The following is a 15,816-nucleotide window of genomic DNA, read 5'->3' on the forward strand; positions in this document are numbered from 1 at the left end:
GCCGTGCAGGCGGCCGCATTTGTGGCCGGCCGGCACATTGGGCAGATGGTGGGCGGCTTCGAAACGGGCGGCGATCCAATAGAGGGCGGTACCGTTTTCCAGCATCACCCCGCGTTCGGGGGTGCTTTGCAGCAGCAGGGCGGCCGGGCAGGGCAGGGCATCCTTGATGTGCTGCGCCAGGCTCAGGTCGTCGCACTGTGCCAGCTGCTGGTTGAGATCGGCATAGTCTAGCGGTGCCAGTACCCGCTCCAGTGCGGCGTGCAGTTCGTTTTGTGCAATGTGGGTGACATCGGCACGGGCCAGGGCACGGAAGCTGTGGCCGTGCAGGCCGTTCAGGCGCTGTTCGTCTCCGGGCACGCGGCGCGCCGCTTCAAAGCGGCCACCGGCCAGCAGGCAGGATGCATGCATGTCAGACCTCCCTGGCGCAGCGTTCGACCAGCGGGTCGGCCACGCCGGCTTCGGCAAAGCCCTTGGCGCGCAGCTCGCAGGAGGCGCAATGGCCGCAGGGTGGCACCGCGCCGTTATAGCAGGTGTGGCTCCAGGCCAGCGCTTCCATCGCGCCTGTTTGTTGGGCGAGGGTGACGGTTTCGGCCTTGCTCAGATACATCAGCGGGGTGTGCAGTTCGACCCGGCTGTCCATGCCCAGCCGTACCGCCAGCTGCAGTGCCTGCAGGGTGTTTTCGCGGCAGTCCGGGTAGCCGGAGTAGTCGGTCTGGGCCACGCCGGTAACGATATGGCGTGCGCCACGGGTATAGCCAAAGGCGGCGGCAAAGGTGAGGAAGATCAGGTTGCGGCCCGGCACAAAGGTATTGGGCAGGGCGTCGTCGTCGCGGCTGCCTGTTTCCGGCTGGATGCTGTCGTCGGTCAGCGCATTGCCGCCAATGGCGGCAAAGGTGTCGATGGGCAGCACGGTCTGGCGTACGCCGGCCATGGCGGCGATCTTGCGCGCGCAGTCCAGCTCCACGTGGTGGCGCTGGCCATAATCAAAGGTGACGGCTTCCACATTGCCGGCGCCGAATTTTTGCAGCGCCCAATACAGGCAGGTGGTGGAGTCCTGACCGCCGGAAAGCACCACCAGGGCTTTTTCCGCAGTCGGCGTGGAATTGGGGTTCATAGTGTGATCCATCGATAAACAGTCGAGGTGGCCTTGCTGGCTGTGGCCGGCGCTGTCGCGTCGCACACACGGGATCGGTCTCACCCGGCAGGCGGCGGCAGCCTGTGAACGGCGCAGCAAAACCGCCAAATCTACCAGAAAACTGCTGCCCCGGCCAGTTTGCGCCGGGTTTATGCCCTTGATTTTGCTGTTTTGTCCCCATCCTGCCGGCCCTGGTGGCTGCCACCAGGTGGATGTTTCAAAAGCATGACATCTGCCTGATAATCCAGCCCTTCACTTCACGTCTCTTTATGTTATGGATCAGACCCGGCTGGTTTTCATCCTGCACGGCCAGCGCTGCCCGCGCTCGCTGCCCAATCGCCTGCTGGAAAAGTTTGGCCAGCACTTCCAGGTGGACATTCACATCACCACTTCGGCCGTCAGTGCCGAAGCCATGGCCCTGGCGGCGGTGACGCAGGGCTGCGACTTTCTCATTGCCGTGGGCGGCGATGGCACCATCCACGAAGTGATCAACGGCGTGATGCGTGCGCCGGCTGCGGCGCGTGAGCGGGTGGCGCTAGGGGCGCTGCCCTTTGGCACGGGTAATGATTTTGTGCGTTCGCTGGGGGTGAGTGATTCGGTGGAGCAGCTGGACGGGCTGATCCGCGCCGGCCAGGTGCGCCGTATCGACCTGGGGCGGCTGACGCTGGCGGGTGGACCTGAAGGCGAGCGGGTGGTGTGGTTTGGCAATATTGCCTCGCTGGGCATCAGCTCTGCCATCGTGGAGCAGGTAAAGCGGCTGCCGTGCTGGCTGCCGGCCAGTGTGGCTTTTTACTGGTCTATCGTGTTGACCCTGCTGCGCTACCGGCCGCGCCGCATGCAGCTGGTGGTGGATGATGGCGAGGTGATCAGCGGTGAATTCATCAGCCTGTGTGTGGCCAATGGCCGCTATTTCGGCAGTGGTCTGGGCATTGCGCCGCTGGCGCGGCTGGATGACGGCCTGCTGGAGGTGGTGATGATTGCCAATGCCGGCAGCTGGGATTTTGTGCGTTTCCTGCCCACCTTGCGCAAGGCGCAGCCGGTGCTGGATAAGCGGGTGCGCTATCTGAGTGTGCGCAGCCTGCGCATCACGGGCCAGAACTGTCCGCTGGAGGTGGATGGCGAGCTGGCCGGCCATGCGCCGGCGCATATCGAGGTGGTGCCGCAGGCGCTGCGCTGTCTGTCTGCGCTGGGCGCGCAGGAGGGGGCGCATTAACCGCGGCCAGGCACAACACGGCTGCTGCGTCTTGCTCTTGCTACTGTCCCTGCATCGCGCTGCTATTCTGGCAGTCGTTGCAAGGCTTTGCCGCAATAAAAAGGCCCCGCAGCAGGCGGGGCCGGGCAGGGCGCGGGAGGACTGTCTTACAGCCGCGCCAGCAGTTTTTCTGCCACCAGTTCGGACGAGGCCGGGTTCTGGCCGGTAATCAGCAGGCCATCTTCCACGGCAAACACGCCCCAGTCCGGGCCTTTTTCATAAAGACCACCCTTGGCTTGCAGCGCGTCTTCCACCAGCAGCGGCACGATGTCGGTCAGTTGAACCGCGTCTTCCTCGGTATTGGAAAAACCGGTGACCTTGCGTCCGGCTACCAGCGGCTGGCCTGCGCCATCACGCGCATTCACCAGCACGGCCGAGGCATGGCAGACGGCGGCTACCGGCTTGCTGGCGGCAACAAAGGCTTCGATCAGGGCGATGGACGCGCGGTTGTCGACCAGGTCCCACAGCGGGCCATGGCCGCCGGGGTAGAACACGGCGTCGAAATCACCGGCGTTTACGCTGTCCAGCGCCACGGTATTGGCCAGCACGGCTTGCAGGGCAGCGTCCTGGTTGAAGCGTTCGGTGGCCGGGGTGCTGAAGGCCGGGTCGGCACTCTTGGGGTCGATCGGCGGCTGGCCACCCTTGGGCGAGGCCAGGGTGATGGCAACGCCCTTGTCGGCCAGCGCGTAGTAAGGTGCGGCGAATTCTTCGATCCAGAAACCGGTTTTGTGGCCGGTATTGCCCAGCGTGTCATGGCTGGTGAGGACAAACAGGACTTTTTTCATGGGGTGTTCTCGTGTGGTGTGTGCCGGGCCGTGTTGCCGGCCCGGCCATTGGCTGGTTGTGATGCAGCTTCAGTTGTTCAGCGTCGGGTAGTCGGTATAGCCCCGTGCATCGCCACCGTAGAAGGTGGCGGCATCCGGCGTATTCAGCGCGGCGCCGCTGCGCAGGCGTTCCACCAGGTCCGGGTTGGCGATATAGCTGCGGCCAAAGGCCACGGCATCGATATAGCCTTCGCCAATCAGCTTTTCCGCTTTTTCCGCGCTATAGCCACCCGCAGCGATGATCACCCCCGGATAGCGTTTGCGGATTTCCTGACGGAAGGCTTCGCTCAGCGCCGGGCCACCGGCCCAGTCCGGCTCGGAAATGTGCAGGAAAGCCAGCTTGCGTTTGGCCAGCTGTTCGATCACATACAGCGCGATGTCCTGTTCTTCCACATTGGACAGGCCATTGAACACACCCAGCGGCGAGATGCGGATGCCTACGTGTTCGGCGTCCCATTCGGCCACCACGGCATCCACCACTTCCAGCAGGAAGCGGGCGCGGTTTTCCACGCTGCCACCGTAGGCATCGGTACGCACATTGGCTTCCGGCGACAGGAACTGGTCGAGCAGATAGCCGTGGGCTCCGTGGATTTCCACCAGGTCGAAACCGGCGCGACGGGCGTTGTCGGTGGCGCGGCGGTAGTCTTCCAGGATGTCGGCCAGTTCGGAGATTTCCAGTGCGCGCGGCTCATCGCAGGGTACGCGGGCCAGGCTGCCATCCGGCTGGCGCACATTGGTATTGCTCTCGGCGCGGATGGCCGACGGGGCTACCGGGGCTTCGCCATCCGGCTGCAAGGAGCGGTGCGAGATACGGCCGGTGTGCCACAGTTGCAGCGCGGTCTTGCCACCGGCGGCGTGAACGGAGGCATTCACCTTGCTCCAGGCGGCCACCTGTTCTTCGCTATAAATGCCTGGTGCGCCGGCATAGCCCTTGGCGGTACGCGAGATATGGGTGCCTTCGGCAATGATCAGCCCGGCGCTGGCGCGCTGGGTGTAGTACTGCACCGACAGCTCGGTGGGCACATCGCCCGGCTCGGTATTGCGCAGGCGGGTAAGCGGGGCCATGGCCACGCGGTTGTTCAGGGTGACGGCACCCACTTGCAGCGGGGTAAACAGTTTATCCAGGCTCATGAATCAGACCTTTCCTGTGCAGATGAAATGATTAACGATCAAAACCAAAGCCCTGTTTGCGGGCAAGCGGAGCGACATCGGGGAAATAGACATTCTGGTAAATCTGGGCGATGTTGGCCGTCCACGGCAGGCCGTCGCCGCGGCCGATCTGCTGCCAGTAGGCGCTCAGCGTCTGGTCGTACTGGCGGATGTGTTCGGGCAGCTGCGCAGCCTGGTAGTGCTCGTGGTGGACAAAGCTGGCACGCGGCAGGCGCGGCTTGATGCTGCTGTCCTGATCGGTATAGCCCATCACCACGCCGGCAATGGGGAAGGTGTATTCCGGCAATTGCAGCAGCTCGATCATGGCTTGCGGATTGCGGCGGATGCCGCCGATGGGCACCACGCCCAGGCCGGCGGCGCGGGCGGCGGTCATCAGATTGCCCAGCGCAATGCCGGCATCCACTGCACCCACGGCAAAGCCTTCCACGCTGTCCTGAATCACCTGCTTGGCGCCGGCGGCTTCCACGCCAAGGCGGGTCTTGTAGAAATCCACCACCAGGGTGACAAACACCGGGGCCTGGGCAATCCACGGCTGGCCACCGGCAATCTCGGCAATCTGCTGGCGGCGGGCGGCGTCCTGCACCACCACCAGCGACACCTGCTGGCCATTGATGGAGGTCGGGCCTTTCCAGGCGGCGTCCAGTACCGCATCCAGTACTGCGGCGGGGATGGGTTTGTCCTGGTAGCTGCGGACACTGCGATGCTGCTGCATCAGTTCCAATGTGCTGTTCATGGCATTCTCCCGTGTGGGTGAAAATAAATAGACCGGTCGTCTAGTTGCTGTGTCAAAAATACCCGCCGCAAGGGCGGGCAAGATCAATGCGTGTTGCTACCTTGTCAGCCTGTCTGACAGTCACCTGGCTTGAGCATGGCGGCGGTCAGCGCCTGGGCCTGCTGCATCGGTTGCTGGGTGTGCTGCACCTTGAACAACAGCGCAGCCCCTACCCACAGGCTGTACAGGCTGCCGGCGGTGTCTTCGGCCGGTAGCCGGGTACACAGGCTGCCTTCGTGCTGGCCACGGCGGATACAGTCGGACAGCCGCAGCACCACCCGGCCCATGCCCTCGGCCAGCGCTTCGCGCATGGGTTCGGACAGGTCGGACACCTCGGCCGCCAGCTTGATGGCCAGACAGCTCTGATTGCCTTCATCACATTGCTGGTGGCGGTCCAGCCAGCCGGAGAAATAGTGCAGCAGACAGCTGCGTGCATCCCCCTGGCTTGGGTCCAGCGCTTCCAGCAGGCGCGCATCGTAATGTTCAAAGTAACGCCGCAGCATTTCCACGCCAAAGCCTTCCTTGGAACGGAAGTAATGGTAGAACGAACCTTTAGGCACACCGGCGCAGCCGAGGATTTCGGCCAGGCCCACGGCAGAAAACCCCTTGCCCAGGATGATGGACTCTCCGGTGGCAAGCAGGTGTTCGCGGGTATCGGAAAACTGGCTGGGACGTGACATGCAGTGAATAGTACTAGACCAGTCGTCTAGTTTGCAAGTTGTTTATCAAAACAGCGTGTGCGGATTTGCCGGATGGGCTGGCCACGCATGTGTAGCCAGGCTGGCCGGAACGGGCGTCAGCCGAATGCTGCCTGCGCCTGGGCGGGCAGTGCTGGCCTTTCCTGCCGTGGTATTGCATAGCGTTGCAGCTATGCCAGCTTGCCCAGGACGATGGCCTCATACAGTAAAACTGCGGCACGCTAGGTCGTTGGCGCAATCGCCTGCGGCAATGCCGCGCGCATCACTTCCATGAAGCAGCGCAAGCGCGCCGGATAGAAGCGGCTATAGGGATAAACCAGGCTGACTGGCAAGGGCGCGGCTTGCCACTCCGGCAGCACTTGCTGCAAGCGGCCGGCTGCCAGGTCTTCGGTCATGACCCAGGCTGAGCCCACGCCCACGCCCAGTCCCATGACTGCTGCGCTACGTAGCGCGTACAGGCTGTCGGTGCTGATGAGTGGCTCAATGGGAATGGTTTGTTCTTCGCCGCTGGCCAGATGGCGTAGCCGGACTTCATGGCGGTAATAGGTGCGCAGGGCCAGCCAGGGCAGGCTGGCCAGATCTGCCGGCGTGCGTGGCGGCATGGTGCTGCTCAGCAGGGAGGGGGCGGCCACCACGATGCGCGGTACTTCCGCCAGCCTGATGGCAACCAGCGAGGAGTCGGTGATCTCACCCACCTGGATGGCACAGTCGATGCCGGAGCTGATGAAGTCCTGAATGGCAGAGTCGTCATGCAGCAGCCACTCCACCCGCATGCGTGGATAGCGTCGCAAATAGCTTGCCAGCGGGGCGATCAATTTTTCCTGGCCGAAGGCATGGGGTGCCACGACTCGCAGCACGCCCTCCGGTTGTTCGCCAGCCCCGCGCAGTTCGGATTCGAAGGCGTCCCAGCTGGAGAGCAATTCCTTGGCCCGGGCAAAGCAGCGCTCGCCGTCCATGGTCAGGCGCATGGTGTGGGTGGAGCGCTGCAACAGGCGTACGCCGAGTGATTTTTCCAGCGTCTGCAAGCGACGGCTGACTGTGGGCTGGGTGGTGCCCAGCTGTTGGGCGGCGGCCGACAGATTGCCCGCTTCAACGATGCGCACAAAGGTTTGCATCAGTGCGAGCCGGTCGCCGGCACTGGCTGATTGCAGGTGATCGCTTACCCGCGACGGGGATGTGCCATGGCTGGTGATGACGGCTTTTTTCATACGTTGAATGTATAACAGATCTGCATGTCAGCCTGCTACATCCTTGCTGCCATTGCATGCACACTGCACTCCATTCTTCCTACGGAGTGCTACAACATGACCATCATCCATGAAACGCATGAGCAGGCTGGCGCAGGCCAGGTCGCGCCGCAGCAGCCGGGACGGGCGCTGACCTTGTTGCTGGCCACCGGCGCCGGCTTGTCAGTGGCTTCGCTGTATTACAGCCAGCCGATGCTGGGCGTGCTGGCGGGGTCCATCGGTGCCAGCAGCCGCGACATCGGGCTGGTTCCCACCCTGACCCAGCTTGGCTATGCGCTGGGGATTCTGCTGCTGGCACCGTTGGGTGACCGCCATGACCGCCGCCGTATCATCGTACTGAAGTCGCTATTACTGGTGCTGGCCTTGCTGGCCTGTGCGCTGGCACCGTCGCTGCCTGTTTTGCTGGCGGCCAGCCTGGCCGTCGGGCTGACGGCCACCGTGGCGCAGGATATTGTGCCGGCAGCGGCGACACTGGCGCATGAGCACAGCCGTGGCAAGGTGGTGGGCACGGTCATGACCGGCCTGTTGCTGGGAATACTGCTGTCGCGGGTGGTGAGCGGGCTGGTGGCCGAGCAGGCGGGCTGGCGCAGCATGTTTCTGCTGGCGGCTGCGGGGGTGGCATTGATTGCCACGGCCGCATGGCGCTGGCTGCCCGGCTTTGCACCGACCACGACCCTGTCGTATGGCCGGCTGCTGGCTTCGCTGTGGGATTTGCTGCGCCGGCATGCCGCGTTGCGCCGGGCCGCGCTGGCCCAGGGGCTGCTGTCCATGGCTTTTAGTGCCTTCTGGTCCACGCTGGCCATCATGCTGCATGCCGCGCCTTTTCATTTGGGGAGCGCCGCTGCCGGCAGTTTTGGTCTGGCCGGTGCTGCCGGAGCACTGGCCGCTCCGCTGGCCGGGCAATTGGCAGATCGCCGCGGCCCGGCCATGGTGACCCGGTTGGGTGCCGGGCTTACTGCCATCGCGTTTGCTGTCCTGTGCCTGGCCCCCTGGCTGACACCTGCTGCGCAGCTGTGGCTGCTGGGTGTGGGGGCCATCGGCTTTGATCTGGGGGTGCAAGCCGCCCTGATTGCCCACCAAACCATCGTGTACGGCATTGAGCCCGCAGCCCGCAGCCGGCTTAACGCCGTACTGTTTGTTGGTATTTTCATCGGCATGGCGGGCGGTGCCATCGGCGGCAGTCTGTTGCTGGCGCAATGGGGCTGGCTGGCGGTGACCGGCATGAGCACCGTTCTTGCACTGCTGGCCTTGCTGGTGCGCTGGCGCTGACTGTAGGCCGGGCCGCCAGGCAGCCATCGCCTGCCTGGCCTGTGTGCTCAGGGGCTGGCCGGGAAGAAGTCGGGATTGGAAAAATCCCTGACCAGCCAGTCGTACACCGCACGCATGCGCGGCGGCACCGGGCTGCGCTGTGGCCGGTACACACTCAGCGCCCACGGCATGGGGGCCAGCGCCGGCAGCACTTCGCACAGCGTGCCCTGGCGCAGATGCGGTATGGCGATAAAGCCGGGCAGCTGGGCAAAGCCCAGGCCAGCCAGGGCGGCGGCGCACTCGGCTTGCGTGCTGTTGCCGAGCAAGGCCGGTTCGCGCGGGATCCATTGCGCGTCCTGCCGGAAAAACCAGGGCCAGGGGCGGCCGGTGCGCTGGTCTATGGTGCTGACCACGGGCTGGGCTTGCAGCTCGGCCAGGCTTTGCGGGCTGCCGGTCTGTTGCAGCAGGGCGGGGGAGGCCACCATGAAGAAGCGCACTTCCGCCACCTGCCGGGCGACAAAGCGGCTGTCGCGGATCAGGCCATGGCGGATGCCGATGTCGATCTGTTCGTCCACCACATTGGTTTCATCGTCTTCCAGGTGCAGTTCGAAGCGCAGGCCGGGGTGCTGCTGGCGCAGCCGCGCCAGGCTGTGTACCAGGCTGGCCTGGCCGATGGCTTCCGGCGCGGTCAGCCGCACATGCCCTTCCACCGGCTGGGTGGCGCTGTCTTCGGCCTGGCGGAACAGGCTGTCTATGCCTTCGACACTCAGCCTGGCCTGGGCGGCCAGGCGCTCGCCGCTGCGTGTGACCCGGCACTGCCGGGTATTGCGGTGAAACAGCAATTCGCCCAGCTGGCTTTCCAGCTGCTGGATGGCGCGGGTGACTGCCTGCGGCGAGATGCCCAATTGCTGGGCCGCTTCCCTGAAATTGCGCGTCTCGGCGGCGCAGCAGAAGATGCGCAGCATTTCCAGCCGGTTCAGCATGATGGCTCCTGTGTCGGTCTGTCGGCAGATTATTCCGCTTTGTGGAATTCTGAAAGCAAATCTTGTTCATTCCTGTGATGGCCCGTCTGCTGAATACTGACGGTTTGAACAGCAGCTGCCGTCACGGCAAGGGGAGAATTTCATGCACTACCACATCACCAGCCCGCTGGCGCGGCGGAATGGCGCTAGCGGCATTGCCAGGGCGGGCCGGTCATGCAGCTGATTGTGGCGGCCATCCTTCCCATTCTGCTGGCCTTGCTGGCCGGCTATGGCGCAGGGTTGCTGCTGCCGCGCCAGCATTCCCGCCATGCCGCCAGGCTGCTGACGCCGCTGATCTGGCTGCTGCTGTTTTTTTGCGGCAAGGAATTCGGTCATGTGCTGACGGCGGCTGCCGGGCTGGGCCAGGCCCTGGGCACGGCACTGGTGTTTGCCCTGATGACCACCCTGCTGCCGTGGGGGCTGATCCTGTGCTGCCTGCCCCAGCCGCACCAGGGCAGGGCGGCCGGGCAGGGGGCGGAGGCATCCTGGCCCCAGCTATGGCAGGCGCTGCGTGACTGCCTGCTGGCCCTGGGCATGGTGGCGGCCGGGGTGGTGGCCAGCAGCTACCCGCTGCCCTGGCTGGCGGGTGTCACCACCACGCAATTGCTCTATCTGCTGATTGTGCTGGTCGGTATCGATCTGGTGGGGGTAAGGCTGGGCGCTGCCTGGCGTGCCCCGGCGGTGATGGCCGTACCCTTGCTGGTGGTGGCCGGCTCGCTGGCTGGCGGTTTGCTGGCGGCCCTGTTTACCGGCCAGGGGCTATGGACCGGCCTGGCCTTGTCCAGCGGCTTTGGCTGGGTGACCCTGTCCAGCATTCTGGTCGGCAGCAAGCTGGGCAGCGTGTATGGCGCCATCGCCTTGCTGGTTGATCTGTTTCGCGAGCTGATTGCCATTGCCATGCTGTATCTGGTGGGAGCGCGCTTCAGCCGTGAGGCCATCGGCATCTGTGGTGCCACCGCACTGGATGCCACCCTGCCGCTGATCCGCCAGCAGTGTGGCAGCCAGCATGTGTCGCTGGCGCTGATCAGCGGTTTTGTGCTGACCCTGCTCAGCCCGCTGTTGATCATGGTCTGCCTGTCTGCCACTGGCTGAGGCTGGCGGCCGGGCTCAATAGTAGTATTTCTGATAGGCCGCCACATCCAGCTGTGCGGCCTTGGGGGCGGGAGCATAGCCACGCAGGAAGACATCAACGGCGTCCTGCACGGTACGGGAAATGTGCTGTGGCTGGGCCGGTCCTGCCGTGGCACCCAGCAGGTAGTCCTGGTATTCCGATTCCAGCATGCCCAGCAGATGGGCCGCTGCCGTGGCCGGATTGGCCGGCCGCAGATGGCCCGCCGCCATGGCCTGTTGCAGGAAAGCGGCCAGTTTGCCGACTTCTTGCGACCAGCCTTTTTCATAGAGCCTGGCGCCGATGTCCGAGCGGCGGCCTTCGGTCATGATGATGCCGCGCAAGGTGACCAGGTCCGGCTGCAGCACATGGGCAAGAAAATGTTCGCCAAAGCGCTGCAAGCAGCTTGGCAGGTCCTGGTCGGATTGCAGCTGGGCGAAGGAAGACGGCATCAGTTCCGCTATCAGCATTTTCATCACTTCCAGCAGCAGCTCGTCTTTTGATTCGAAATAGCTGTAGAGCGTTGGTTTGGACACGCCGGCCCGTGCCGCGATCTCCAGCATGGAGGTGCTTTCATAGCCGTGTTCCAGAAAGACTTTGGCCGCGCCTTCAATGATGGCTTGCCGGCGCGCTTCGCTTTTTACTCGCATGGTGTTCTCGTTGATTGGGCTGCTGGTGCAGCATGTCGTCATGCCTGGCCGGCGCTCGCCGTGCGGCCGCGGCCGTGCTGGTCCGGCGGGCCGGCAATGAAACTGGCTATCGCTTGTTGCAACAGGGCGGCCTGGCTGATGATCAGTTGCCGCAGGAATTGCTGCAAGGGGTCGGCATTGAATCGGGGATGCCACAGCAATTCGATGGGAATGGTCAGGGCCGCATCGGTGATGGGCTGCCAGTGCAGGCCGGGGCTGTGGCGCTGGACGATGGGGCCGATGACTTCCGGCAATACGGAAACCGCCGCGACCTGTTCGAGAATGCCGGGAATGGCCAGCAGGCTGGCCGTGCTGGCCAGAATCCGCCGCTGCTGGCCGTGTCGCCGCAGGTAGTCGTCGATCAGGCCGGCGCTCTCTCCGGTGTAGGAGGTGAAAATATGTGGTGCTTGCGCCACGGCGCTGGCGCTCAGCATGGCCGGCAGTGTCAGCTGGTCCGGGTGATAAAGGCAGATGAAGCGGCTGTCCAGGATGATTTGCCGGCAGGCATGGCCTTGCAGCCGGGGAAAGTAGCCGATGGCGCAATCGATCTGGCCGTCGGCCAGCGCCGCTTCAACCTGGCGTGCCGCCATGGCCTGTACTTCCAGGGTAAGGCCGGGGGCTTCTTTTTGCAGCGCGATGATGAGTGCGGGCAACAGGGCGGCTTCCAGCAGATCGGGCATGGCCAGGCGCACGGTCTGCCTGATGCTGCGGATATCGAAGGCATGCACTTGCAGCAGCTGCTGTCCTTGTTGCAGCCACTGTCCCAGCGGCAGCAGCAGTGATTCGGCCAGTGGGGTGAGCACCATGCTGCGGCCATAGCGGCACAGCAGCTCATCGGCCAGTTGCTGGCGCAGATGCTTGAGGATATGGCTGACCGCGGGCTGCCCCAGGCACAGCTTGTCGGCGCTCTGGCTGACGCTGCGGGTGGTGAGCAGGGTGTGCAGCACGACCAGGCTGTTCAGATCCAGCCGTCGCAGCAGCAAGGGGTCGATATTATTCATAATAATAAATGGTATGACAAATATCGATTTTATTAAAGTATTTGCTCCTCCTACACTGGCAGCACTGCTTATCAGGTCATGCCGCCATGTCGTCTGCCACTGCCCGCCCAAACGGTTTCTCCCCGGCCTATCTGGTCGCCATCATGCTGGTGGCCAGCCTGGAATTCATCCAGAACGGCATGCTGAATTTTGCCGCCAGTGCGGTGATGGGGGGCATAGGCGCGGCTCCGGAAGAATTCAGCTACGCCGCCATGGCCTATGCCACGGCGGCCATCCTGGTGTTGTTCAATCATCGCTGGTGCTGCCAGTGGCTGGGCTTGCGCCGCTTTGTCCGGCTGTCGCTGCTGCTGTTCGGGCTGGGGGCGGTGCTGTGTGCCTGCGCCGCCTCACCCGGCGCCTTCATCATTGGCCGGGCGGTGCAGGGGCTGGGTGGGGCGGTGTTTTTCACGGCGGCGCGGGTGGAGGTGCATGGCTTGCAGGAACGCAGCCGCATGCTGGGCCTGCTGTGCTTTGGCTATGCCTTGATGCTGGGTTCGGCGCTGGGCCCCTTGCTGGGCGCGCAGGCGCTGCTGCATCTGGACTGGCGCTGGATATTCTGGGGCATTCTGCCCTGGCTGGTGCTGACGCTGCCGGCCACGCGCCTGTTGAGCCAGCAGGCGCAAGCGCAGTTGCCGGCGGCGCATTCCGGCCATTCGCTGGCCTGGCTGGCGGCGGCCGTGCTGTCCGGGCAGTGGCTGATCCAGCAACTGCCGTATGATTTTTTCAGCCGGCCACAAATCCTGCTGGGCTTGCTGCTGGGCTGCTGTGCTGCCGCACTGCTGGCCAGCCGGCTGCAAGGCCGTCATGCCGGCCAGGCTGGCCGCTGGCCGGCTTTTGCACGCCTGCCTTATCTGCTGGGGCTGGCTTGCTACTTTTGCTGCTACCTGCTGGTGTCGGCCAATAGCTACATCCTGCCGGTCATGGTGCAGCAAGCGCTGGGATTTGACGTGCCGACCACCGGGCGCTTGTTGTCGGTCAGCTTTCTGGCCGGCATCGGCTTTGCCACGCTGTATGCCGCGGCGCTGTTTCGCCGCAGCGCGCCGGGGCTGCGCATGATGCTGCTGCTGGCCTGTGCCCTGCTGGCGCTGTATGGCCTGCTGATGGCCGGTGTCAGCCCTGCGGTGGATATCCGCTATCTGGTGGCGCTGCTGCTGCTCAATGGCGGTTTCATGTCGCTGTTCATCATGGCGGTGGCGCAAGGCACCTTCCGTGCGGTGGAGCCCGAGCAATTTGCCCAGGCCTATCAAACCAAGAACATCATCCGCCAGCTGGCGATCTCGATGGGCGTGGCCGGCAGCACGGTATTCTTGCAGGCGCGCAATGCGCAGCACTACCAGCGGCTGGCTGAAGGTTTCAGCTGGAACAACCCGCTGTTCGATCAGGCCATGGACTATCTGCACCAGGTGTTTCCACAGCTGGGCCAGGGACAAAGAATGGCCATGCTGGCGGGGGAGCTGGGTCGGCAGGCGATGCTGTTGTCCTGCCAGGATTTTTTCCGGGCCGAATACCTCATCGCTGCCTTGCTGGTGCTGCTGGTGTTGTGGCAGCGCCAATTCGATTAACCGTTCGCCATCCGCCGTGGCAGACAAAATCCTCGCTGATGAAATCCACACTCAAGCGCAAGACGGGCATCAGTCCCACCGCCAGCCGTATCGCGCAGGCCAGCCTGCAATTGTTCAACCAGCAGGGGGAGCGCAATGTCACGACCAACCACATTGCCCGTCACCTGGCGATGAGTACTGGCAATCTGTACTACCACTTCTCCAGCAAGGAGGACATCATTCAGGCGCTCTATCAGTCTTATGGCGACCGGATGGCCTGGCTGCTGGCCGAGGCGGATGCGCGCCGTCACTCGCTGGAGGAGCTGGTGGTGGTGCTGGATGCCGTCCTGCAGCATCAATGGGACTACCGCTTCCTGCTGCAAAGCAGCGCCAGCCTGTTTCCCTTCAATGCACAATTGCGTGCCAGCTATCAGAAGTTCGAAGTGGAGCAGATTGCCGTCAGCATCGAGTCGCTGTTTCTCAAGCTGCGCGAGGATGGCCTGTTTGAGGGCAGTGTTGCCGCCATCCGCATGCTGGCGGTGCATTTCCAGTTGTTGCAGGCAGCATGGATTGCCCACCCGGAACGGGCCGGGCAGTCGGCCGCGGCCGACCAGGTGGTCGAGGATGGCCGCCGGCAATTGCTGGCTTTTCTGCGGCCACATATTGCGCCGGCCTGGCAGGCGGCATTCGAGCGTGTGGCTTCCGCCTCGGCCTGTTTGCCGGCGCTGGTGGCGCTATCGGGCCGGCTGGCCGGCAGCGAGCGCGCAGCGCTCTGTTACTGACTCTGCAACCACGCCGGCTGCGCCGCCAGCGCCGCCGCTATCTCGCGGCTCAAGCCATCCAGCAAGTCCTGCTGCGCCGCCACCAATCCCGCCTGCCCACTGCCGGACGCCGCCTGATGCTGGCGGTAATACCCTTGCAGCAGGGCCTCAGCGCTGCCCGGACGCGTGATGCGCCAGGCCGCCGCCAGCGTCGCCCCCTCGCCCGCCTCCAGCCGGAAGCTCCGTACATCCACGGCCACATGCAGCGCCGCCCGTCCCAGGCTCAGTTGTGGTGCAGCGTACACGCTGGACAGCCCCAGCTGGTGTGACAGATTCACCGCCAGCGCCTGTGTCAGCAGCCGCGACAGGCTGGCCGTCCAGTAGTGCTGTTCCTGCAATTGCGGCTGGCCGCGGCTGTCTTGCAGCAGCAGTTGTGGCCGGTCCACTTCGGCAGGCAGGCTGACGGCCTCGACCAGGATCACCGCGCCGGCCTGCGGTGTGCTGCGGGCCGGCAGGCCGCCCTGCAGCTGGTGGTAGTACAGCGGGGCCGTGCTGCAGCCGACCAGCGCCAGCGCCAGCAGCAGGCCGCTGGCGGTGCGGACCAGGGGATTCTGGCTCATGGTTTGTCTTCCTGCTTGCCCCGGAGCAGCGCTTCCGGATGGCGGTCGAGATAATCACTCAGCGCGCGGAAGCTGCGCGCGGTGTCGCTGACTTCCTGCGCTGCCTTGCGCACGTCTTGCTGCAGTGGCGAATTGGCCTGCAGGGTCTGGTTGGCGGCATCCAGCGTGCGTTGCAGCTGCTGCAGCGTTTGCACGGTTTGCGGGACCACCTTGCCATCCAGGCTGTCGCCCAGCTGGTGGATGCTGCCCAGCGTGGCGTGCAGTTCCTTGATGGTGCCGTCCAGCTGCTGGCCGATGCTGTCGAACGGCACCTTGTCCAGCTTGCGGGCAATGCGTTGCAGCACGCCTTGCAGTTCTTCCAGATCGCCCGGAATGGTGGGCAGCACGTCCATGTCCTGGCCGTGGCCCAGCCGTGCCGGCCTGGCGTCGCGGAAGAAGTCCAGCGCCACATACAGCTGGCCGGTGAGCAGGCTGCCGGAGCGCAGCTGCGCCCGCATGCCGTGTTCCACCATCTTGTCCAGTTTCAGCTGGTGCAGCCGGGTTTCGTCCAGATTGCGGGACAGGCTGAGCAGGCGGCTGGGGTAGATGCGGATGTCCACCAGCATGTTGAAGTCCTTGCGCGGGGCATCGTATTCCATGCCGATGCGGGTGACTTCGCCAATCACGATGCCGCGGAAGTCCACCGGGGC

General features: G+C 64.2%; 16 protein-coding genes and 1 pseudogene. 5 read left to right on the forward strand and 12 right to left on the reverse strand.

The annotated features are described in order from the left end of the window. Together JHD64_RS18855 and queC are read right to left on the reverse strand one after the other, a co-directional pair. Nucleotides 1-408 (reverse strand): annotated as a pseudogene (locus JHD64_RS18855) (6-pyruvoyl tetrahydrobiopterin synthase); the annotation flags it as partial. Nucleotide 409: 1 nt separating this feature from the next. Beyond that, nucleotides 410-1,114: a 7-cyano-7-deazaguanine synthase QueC gene (gene queC, locus JHD64_RS18860; protein ID WP_199054996.1), complete on the reverse strand. Its 705-nt coding sequence runs from the start codon at nucleotides 1,112-1,114 to the stop codon at nucleotides 410-412. Between the two features lie 295 nt (nucleotides 1,115-1,409). Here queC and JHD64_RS18865 point away from each other — a divergent pair, with 295 nt between their 5' ends. Further along, complete coding sequence (locus JHD64_RS18865; protein WP_199054998.1) at nucleotides 1,410-2,348, forward strand: diacylglycerol kinase family protein; 939 nt, start codon at nucleotides 1,410-1,412, stop codon at nucleotides 2,346-2,348. 146 nt (nucleotides 2,349-2,494) lie between these two features. Here JHD64_RS18865 and JHD64_RS18870 read toward each other — a convergent pair whose 3' ends face one another. The 5 genes from JHD64_RS18870 to JHD64_RS18890 form a co-directional block, all read right to left on the reverse strand. Further along, the gene (locus JHD64_RS18870; RefSeq protein WP_059286403.1) at nucleotides 2,495-3,172 is read right to left on the reverse strand and encodes a type 1 glutamine amidotransferase domain-containing protein; all 678 of its coding nucleotides are present in this window, start codon (nucleotides 3,170-3,172) and stop codon (nucleotides 2,495-2,497) included. Nucleotides 3,173-3,241: 69 nt separating this feature from the next. Next, a complete protein-coding gene (nemA, locus tag JHD64_RS18875; RefSeq protein WP_199055000.1) occupies nucleotides 3,242-4,342 on the reverse strand; it encodes an N-ethylmaleimide reductase in 1,101 nt (366 codons plus the stop codon). Nucleotides 4,343-4,373: 31 nt separating this feature from the next. After that, entirely contained in the window at nucleotides 4,374-5,114 is a 741-nt protein-coding gene (locus JHD64_RS18880) for an NADPH-dependent oxidoreductase (RefSeq protein ID WP_199055002.1), read from the reverse strand. Nucleotides 5,115-5,218: 104 nt separating this feature from the next. Beyond that, on the reverse strand, nucleotides 5,219-5,833 hold the full coding sequence (locus tag JHD64_RS18885; RefSeq protein WP_199055004.1) for a TetR/AcrR family transcriptional regulator: 615 nt from the start codon (nucleotides 5,831-5,833) through the stop codon (nucleotides 5,219-5,221). A 239-nt stretch (nucleotides 5,834-6,072) separates the two neighbouring features. Then, entirely contained in the window at nucleotides 6,073-7,059 is a 987-nt protein-coding gene (locus JHD64_RS18890; RefSeq protein WP_199055006.1) for a LysR family transcriptional regulator, read from the reverse strand. A gap of 96 nt (nucleotides 7,060-7,155) precedes the next feature. Between JHD64_RS18890 and JHD64_RS18895 the strand changes: the two genes are divergently transcribed. Further along, nucleotides 7,156-8,367, forward strand: coding sequence for an MFS transporter (locus JHD64_RS18895; protein WP_199055007.1), 1,212 nt, complete (start codon nucleotides 7,156-7,158; stop codon nucleotides 8,365-8,367). Between the two features lie 47 nt (nucleotides 8,368-8,414). Here JHD64_RS18895 and JHD64_RS18900 read toward each other — a convergent pair whose 3' ends face one another. Then, nucleotides 8,415-9,329, reverse strand: a complete 915-nt coding sequence (locus JHD64_RS18900; protein WP_199055008.1) for a LysR family transcriptional regulator — start codon at nucleotides 9,327-9,329, stop codon at nucleotides 8,415-8,417. Nucleotides 9,330-9,542: 213 nt separating this feature from the next. Between JHD64_RS18900 and JHD64_RS18905 the strand changes: the two genes are divergently transcribed. Beyond that, nucleotides 9,543-10,460 carry a lysine exporter LysO family protein gene (locus JHD64_RS18905; RefSeq protein ID WP_110313601.1) on the forward strand — a complete coding sequence of 306 codons (918 nt, stop codon included), beginning with the start codon at nucleotides 9,543-9,545 and terminating at the stop codon, nucleotides 10,458-10,460. A gap of 15 nt (nucleotides 10,461-10,475) precedes the next feature. Here JHD64_RS18905 and JHD64_RS18910 read toward each other — a convergent pair whose 3' ends face one another. Both JHD64_RS18910 and JHD64_RS18915 read right to left on the reverse strand, forming a co-directional pair. Then, nucleotides 10,476-11,126, reverse strand: coding sequence for a TetR/AcrR family transcriptional regulator (locus JHD64_RS18910; protein WP_059287428.1), 651 nt, complete (start codon nucleotides 11,124-11,126; stop codon nucleotides 10,476-10,478). A gap of 38 nt (nucleotides 11,127-11,164) precedes the next feature. Continuing rightward, nucleotides 11,165-12,166 carry a LysR family transcriptional regulator gene (locus tag JHD64_RS18915; RefSeq protein WP_059287429.1) on the reverse strand — a complete coding sequence of 334 codons (1,002 nt, stop codon included), beginning with the start codon at nucleotides 12,164-12,166 and terminating at the stop codon, nucleotides 11,165-11,167. An 86-nt stretch (nucleotides 12,167-12,252) separates the two neighbouring features. Between JHD64_RS18915 and JHD64_RS18920 the strand changes: the two genes are divergently transcribed. Next, nucleotides 12,253-13,767 carry an MFS transporter gene (locus JHD64_RS18920; RefSeq protein WP_199055009.1) on the forward strand — a complete coding sequence of 505 codons (1,515 nt, stop codon included), beginning with the start codon at nucleotides 12,253-12,255 and terminating at the stop codon, nucleotides 13,765-13,767. Nucleotides 13,768-13,805: 38 nt separating this feature from the next. Beyond that, nucleotides 13,806-14,528 carry a TetR/AcrR family transcriptional regulator gene (locus tag JHD64_RS18925; protein ID WP_199055010.1) on the forward strand — a complete coding sequence of 241 codons (723 nt, stop codon included), beginning with the start codon at nucleotides 13,806-13,808 and terminating at the stop codon, nucleotides 14,526-14,528. Here JHD64_RS18925 and JHD64_RS18930 read toward each other — a convergent pair. Next, entirely contained in the window at nucleotides 14,522-15,127 is a 606-nt protein-coding gene (locus tag JHD64_RS18930) for a PqiC family protein (protein ID WP_199055011.1), read from the reverse strand. The genes JHD64_RS18925 and JHD64_RS18930 overlap by 7 nt on opposite strands. After that, nucleotides 15,124-15,816 (reverse strand): MlaD family protein (locus tag JHD64_RS18935; RefSeq protein ID WP_199055018.1); only part of this gene is annotated, 693 nt, incomplete at its 5' end. The genes JHD64_RS18935 and JHD64_RS18930, both read right to left, overlap by 4 nt.

The organism is Aquitalea sp. ASV15 (genome assembly GCF_016429115.1).
Lineage (GTDB): Bacteria > Pseudomonadota > Gammaproteobacteria > Burkholderiales > Chromobacteriaceae > Aquitalea > Aquitalea magnusonii.

Excerpts from the sequence above, each read along its gene's own strand:
- JHD64_RS18865 (WP_199054998.1), top strand. The coding sequence starts at position 1,410 with ATGGATCAGACCCGGCTGGTTTTCATCCTGCACGGCCAGCGCTGCCCG.
- JHD64_RS18880 (WP_199055002.1), bottom strand. The coding sequence starts at position 5,114 with ATGAACAGCACATTGGAACTGATGCAGCAGCATCGCAGTGTCCGCAGC.
- JHD64_RS18890 (WP_199055006.1), bottom strand. The coding sequence starts at position 7,059 with ATGAAAAAAGCCGTCATCACCAGCCATGGCACATCCCCGTCGCGGGTA.
- JHD64_RS18920 (WP_199055009.1), top strand. The coding sequence starts at position 12,253 with ATGTCGTCTGCCACTGCCCGCCCAAACGGTTTCTCCCCGGCCTATCTG.
- JHD64_RS18900 (WP_199055008.1), bottom strand. The coding sequence starts at position 9,329 with ATGCTGAACCGGCTGGAAATGCTGCGCATCTTCTGCTGCGCCGCCGAG.
- JHD64_RS18905 (WP_110313601.1), top strand. The coding sequence starts at position 9,543 with ATGCAGCTGATTGTGGCGGCCATCCTTCCCATTCTGCTGGCCTTGCTG.
- nemA (WP_199055000.1), bottom strand. The coding sequence starts at position 4,342 with ATGAGCCTGGATAAACTGTTTACCCCGCTGCAAGTGGGTGCCGTCACC.
- JHD64_RS18915 (WP_059287429.1), bottom strand. The coding sequence starts at position 12,166 with ATGAATAATATCGACCCCTTGCTGCTGCGACGGCTGGATCTGAACAGC.
- JHD64_RS18895 (WP_199055007.1), top strand. The coding sequence starts at position 7,156 with ATGACCATCATCCATGAAACGCATGAGCAGGCTGGCGCAGGCCAGGTC.
- JHD64_RS18930 (WP_199055011.1), bottom strand. The coding sequence starts at position 15,127 with ATGAGCCAGAATCCCCTGGTCCGCACCGCCAGCGGCCTGCTGCTGGCG.
- queC (WP_199054996.1), bottom strand. The coding sequence starts at position 1,114 with ATGAACCCCAATTCCACGCCGACTGCGGAAAAAGCCCTGGTGGTGCTT.
- JHD64_RS18910 (WP_059287428.1), bottom strand. The coding sequence starts at position 11,126 with ATGCGAGTAAAAAGCGAAGCGCGCCGGCAAGCCATCATTGAAGGCGCG.
- JHD64_RS18870 (WP_059286403.1), bottom strand. The coding sequence starts at position 3,172 with ATGAAAAAAGTCCTGTTTGTCCTCACCAGCCATGACACGCTGGGCAAT.
- JHD64_RS18885 (WP_199055004.1), bottom strand. The coding sequence starts at position 5,833 with ATGTCACGTCCCAGCCAGTTTTCCGATACCCGCGAACACCTGCTTGCC.
- JHD64_RS18925 (WP_199055010.1), top strand. The coding sequence starts at position 13,806 with ATGAAATCCACACTCAAGCGCAAGACGGGCATCAGTCCCACCGCCAGC.